Here is a 5201-nt window from a genome sequence, read left to right as displayed (position 1 = left end):
CACTACTCCCAAAACTCCCCTCTTTTTATTTACAACAACTAAACAAATAAATATAATTATGAATTACCAATACCGACATGAATAATAATACATATTTTTAATGAAAAAAATTAAAATAGGAAAATGCTTTCGCAATTCCTAACCAAAACTACACATCATCAAGAATACTTGAATCTGCTCCGGCAATTTCAACCAGATATTCTGCCTCAACAATGTGAAGCTTGGAAGGAATTACAATACAGTGCAAAGGCCCTCCAAAATCAAAATCAATCAAATCACCGATTTTTCCCGCCTTAACACAAACATCCTTTGAACCTACACGGGCAATTCCCATTGCCAATGTGTCTTCAGTTATCATCCCTTCACGGTCCAAATCATCTTTGATGCTCATCAGATATTCCAACCCCTGATTGACAGTCATGTATCTTTCCTTGTGAGCCTGAATGTCCAGCAGAACCAAAGTATGCAAATCCATTTTCAAATTTTCTTCAATGGCTTCGTAAGGAGACTTCGGATAGAAATTATAATCAGGGAACGGAATTGTTGTTACCTTTCCAAACTTATAACCCTGAAGGCCTGAAATAGCCGGTGCAGAAGATAAAATGGATGAGCCATGGATTACCTCAAAATCAATTCCCCTTTTTGAACATTGGACTAAAAAGTCACTATGGGTTGTTGCAATCAGAGGGTCTCCGCCAGTGACAAGAGCAACATCCTGTGTTTTGGCCTCATCTAAAAAGACATGATCTTCTTCCACCTCATTTCTGACCAAAACATTGATTTTTTTACCTATTAACTCTTCAATAGCTTCAAAACTTGATCCAAATAGTCTTGAAGTGAAAAATTCGGCATAAATTTTATCAACATTTCTTAAACATTCCAATCCTTTAAGAGAAATATCCTTCTCATCAAATAATCCTAATCCCACTAAATAAAACATATAGATTATATAATAATTTAAACATAATAAAGTTTATGAAATGCGTGAAAGTTCCATTAAGGCAATTGAATGACACCCGTATAAAACTAATGGAAAAAGGCCAAATGAATATGGATTACAGGATAAAGGCTCTGGATGAATTCGGATACATTCCAATCAACGGAGATGTTGAAGGATATGAAATTGAAGATATCGAACTGGAGCCCATGAAAAAGGTTGCCCATAATTTTTCAGAACTGCTTGAAGACGAATTGAGCAGCGAAGAGATTGAAAACCTGAAAACATCATTCGATACAATTGGAGACATTGTTATTTTGGAAATACCTGAAGAGCTGGAAGACAAAAAATATAAAATAGGGGATGCCGCATTAAAATTTACCAAAAGAAAAGCAATCTACATGAAAAAGAGTGCAATTAAGGGAACAATACGCATAAGAGATTTGGAATTCCTATCTGGGGTTGATGATTCAGTCACAATCCATAAAGAACACGGTGCCCGGTTGAAATTGGACGTTCGTGAAGTATATTTTTCACCAAGACTTGCAACCGAAAGACTTCGTGTCAGCGAAAGCGTCAGGGACGGTGAAAAAATCCTTGACATGTTCTGCGGAATAGGTCCTTTTCCTATTGTCATTGCAAAAAACAAAAAAGTTGACATAACAGCCGTGGACATAAATCCTGAAGCAATCAAATACCTTGAAGAGAATATTGGTCTCAATAAATTAAATGGAACTATTGAATGCCACTGCGGAGATATTCGTGAAGTGAGCAAACAATTTAAAACCAAGTTTGACAGAATAATAATGAACTTGCCAGGTCTTGCATACACTTTCCTTGACGTTGCAGTTGATTTGATTGAAGATGGTGGAACAATAAACTATTATGAGTTCTCTGATTCATATGAACAGGGAATAAAAAGATTAAGTGATGCATGCAGAAATGCCAAAAAGAATGTTGAAATAATAAATACCCGTAAAGTTAAATCAACAAGCCCCGGAGAATGGCATGTTGCCATTGATGGAAAAATATCTGAAAAATAAAAAAAAGTAGGAGTTAAATGACAAACTCCCGAAACAAGTCCTTGTTATCAGAGGACAATGCAACAATTTTACCATCCTTTTCAAAAGTAAATGAGTAAAACTGATTTCCTTCATGTAAGAAACCTTTTTCACTATTTATTTGAATAGTATCGCCCCCAATTTGGTTTACAATATCCTTGCTTCCATCCAGATTATTATAGTTTGAAACAAATATTGTCATGAAGTTCTTTTCATTTTCATATGCTCGACTATCTAAAATATAAATAACTGAACCTATGTTTTTGGTTTGATTTTCAATTCGAAGCGTTACGTTTTCATGAAAGTTATCAGGAATAGTAAAATCAACTCCACCTATTGCAACAGTATTATTTTCAATATTTTGTGATTCTACGGCACTAACCGCACTTAAAGCGAGAACTACTATAGAAAATATTAAAATTAAAAAAGATGTTTTTTTAATCATACAAATTCTCCATTAATGAATAATTAATCATAGCAACTAATATAACTATTTTTTAGTTTAAATTCAAAGGGAAATTAAATTTAAACAATAAACTCCTCAAACAAATCAGGATTATCAGTAGATAACACCACCAATTTACCATTTTTATGATAACTAAAAGTAGTATATGGATTTTTATTAGCCATATATCCATCCTGACCGCCAATATTTTTAGCATCACCACCTGTTGCAGCGACAATATCATCAGTCACTTCAAGTCCATCATATTCAGAGACTAACAATGACATGAAATCAGCACCCTTTTCAAATGATTTTCCATTCATCACATAAGATAAACCTGCAGTTTCATCAGATTGATTTACAATTTCAAAAGTTTTATTTTCCTTAAATCCTTTAGGAATATTAAAATCAATTCCCTCTATCGTAACAGTTTCACCCTGACTGTCAGCACCGACTGCAGCAACAACACTCAATCCTGCAATTGCTATTAAAACAGCAATAGAAAATAAAAATATTTTTTTGTTCATGAAATCCCCCACTACTTAAACATACTATAATCTGCATAGATAATAAATTTATAGTAAAAAATAGTTTACAAAAATTAAAAAAAAGAAAAATAAAAAGAAATAATATTAGATTGGGTCAATTATTCCTTTTTCAGTGATTATTCCTGTTATTAACTCTTTTGGAGTAATGTCAAATGCAGGATTAATGACTTCAGTCCCTTCAGGACATATTCTGGCACCACCATAATACCTTACCTCGTCACCATCCCTTTCTTCAATAATAGTATCGTAAATGGAAATTTCATTATCAAAAGTAGAATAAGGAGCGGCCACATAAAAAGGAATGTCATGATGTTTTGCAGCCAGTGCAACCATAAATGAACCGACCTTATTTACCACACCGCCTTTTGCAATCCTATCAGCTCCAATTACAACTTTGTCAATTTTTCCCTGAGACATCAGAAATCCTGAAGCCACATCAGGAATCAATTTAACAGGAATGTTTTCCTGCTGCATTTCCCAAACGCTCAAGCTTGCTCCCTGTCCGCGCGGACGGGTTTCATCACAGATTACATTGATATTCTTGCCGGCATCTCTTGCGGCCCTGATAACACCAAGAGCAGTCCCATAGTCAACACATGCCAAAGCACCGGCATTGCAATGGGTTAAGATGGTATCACCATCATCAATGACTTCAGATCCATATTTTCCGATTGCCCTGTTTGTTTGCATATCCTCCTGATACATTTTTAGGGCTTCTGCTAAAGCATCATCGCTGTTTAATACCCTATCAACTGCCCAAAAAAGATTTACCGCAGTTGGCCTGGCAGCTTTTATTTCAGTAGCTGCTTTATCCAAATCAACACCTTCAATATCAGCAAGAGCCATTCCAAAAGCTGCTGAAACACCAATAGCCGGAGCACCTCTCACGGCCATGTCCTTAATTGCAACAATAACATCCTGATAGTTTTCACAGTAGATATAAGTTAACTCATCAGGAAGTTTTCTTTGATCAATAAGTTTTAATTTGTTATCTTCCCATTCAAGTGTTTTCATTTTAACACCCATAAAAAAAAATATTATAAAATAAGATAAAAAAAGCATAATTAAGTGTTAGTTTCTAATTTTGTTTAATGCTTGAGCATCGTTTATAATCATGCTTTTTTTAGCATCCAAAAACGGATTTGATTAGAGACGTATTTAAAATACATCTACTAATAGTTTATCTTTTAATCATTTATAAACATTTATATTTTTAGCATCGCCTAATCTATGCACTTTCTGTCATAATAGGAACAACTTGTTTTTTACGTGAAACAACACCTTCAAGAAGTACGGTGTTATCTTCCAATTTAACGCCGTAAGCTTTCTCAACAAGACTTGCATCTTTTCCCAGCACAATTACTTGGGAATTGCTGTTTACAATATCAGTAATTAAAAGCATGAACAAATCCAGGTTTTCCTTTTCAATTATTTTGTTGATTCCTTCCTCAAGTTCATCCTTCATTTCCATAACATCCGGAATGCTTGCAGTATTGACCTGGTTTACGATTGATTTTACATCCTTAAAGTCAATTTGCTTTGCATCCAGTGCCAATATCTCATCAATTGAAAAACTGCTTAAATCAGTACCTGCCTTAAGCATTTCCAAACCGTATTCCTCAGCATCGATTTCAGCGATTTTGGAAAGCTTTTCAACTGCCAACTTATCATCTTCAGTTGTGGTAGGTGATTTTAAAAGCAAAGTGTCTGAAATGATTGCAGACAACATTAATGTAGCAATTTCTTTGGTGATTTCCACATCATTTTCTTCATATAATTTGCATAAAATAGTTTCTGTACATCCGACAGGTTCAAATCTTAAAAATAACGGATATGAAGTTTCCAAAGCTAATTTATGATGGTCAACAACTTTTAAAATATTTGCATTTTCAAGATTATCAACAGATTCCGCAGGAGAGTTGTGGTCAACCAGTATGACATCTGCACCATCTTCCACATTTTCCAAAAGTTCAGGTGCTTCAATGCCCAAATAGTCTAAAATAAATTCTGTTTCTTTGTTGATATTTCCTAATCTGTAAGCTTTAGCTTCACTGTTTCCCAATTCATTTTCCAAATTAGCCATTACAATACTTGATGTGATTGTATCACTATCAGGACTTTTATGTCCAAAAACGTAAGTTTCAACCATAATTATCTTCCTAAAAAAATTTATAAAAATTAATGATAAGTCGGAGGCCAAGCGGTCTTAG

General features: G+C 34.3%; 6 protein-coding genes. 1 reads left to right on the top strand and 5 read right to left on the bottom strand.

All coding sequences use genetic code 11. From position 1 onward, the window contains the following. Positions 1–148: 148 nt before the first annotated feature. Entirely contained in the window at positions 149–940 is a 792-nt protein-coding gene (gene dph5 / locus ACKI2P_RS10765; RefSeq protein ID WP_407377477.1) for a diphthine synthase, read from the bottom strand. A 35-nt stretch (positions 941–975) separates the two neighbouring features. Here dph5 and ACKI2P_RS10760 point away from each other — a divergent pair, with 35 nt between their 5' ends. Further along, positions 976–1980 carry a class I SAM-dependent methyltransferase gene (locus ACKI2P_RS10760; RefSeq protein WP_407377475.1) on the top strand — a complete coding sequence of 335 codons (1005 nt, stop codon included), beginning with the start codon at positions 976–978 and terminating at the stop codon, positions 1978–1980. Positions 1981–1993: 13 nt separating this feature from the next. On the opposite strand, the gene ACKI2P_RS10755 is transcribed toward ACKI2P_RS10760, so the two are convergent. The 4 genes from ACKI2P_RS10755 to ACKI2P_RS10740 form a co-directional block, all read right to left on the bottom strand. After that, entirely contained in the window at positions 1994–2443 is a 450-nt protein-coding gene (locus ACKI2P_RS10755) for a hypothetical protein (RefSeq protein ID WP_407377474.1), read from the bottom strand. Positions 2444–2523: 80 nt separating this feature from the next. Further along, on the bottom strand, positions 2524–2970 hold the full coding sequence (locus ACKI2P_RS10750) for a hypothetical protein (protein WP_407377472.1): 447 nt from the start codon (positions 2968–2970) through the stop codon (positions 2524–2526). Positions 2971–3075: 105 nt separating this feature from the next. Next, positions 3076–4005: an S-methyl-5-thioribose-1-phosphate isomerase gene (mtnA, locus tag ACKI2P_RS10745; RefSeq protein ID WP_407377471.1), complete on the bottom strand. Its 930-nt coding sequence runs from the start codon at positions 4003–4005 to the stop codon at positions 3076–3078. A 214-nt stretch (positions 4006–4219) separates the two neighbouring features. Next, a complete protein-coding gene (locus ACKI2P_RS10740) occupies positions 4220–5140 on the bottom strand; it encodes a manganese-dependent inorganic pyrophosphatase (protein WP_407377470.1) in 921 nt (306 codons plus the stop codon). Positions 5141–5201: the final 61 nt, after the last annotated feature.

It is taken from the genome of Methanobrevibacter sp. (assembly GCF_045541095.1).
In the GTDB taxonomy this organism is placed as follows: Archaea; Methanobacteriota; Methanobacteria; order Methanobacteriales; family Methanobacteriaceae; genus Methanocatella.
This window is presented reverse-complemented; position numbering and strand designations above follow the sequence as displayed.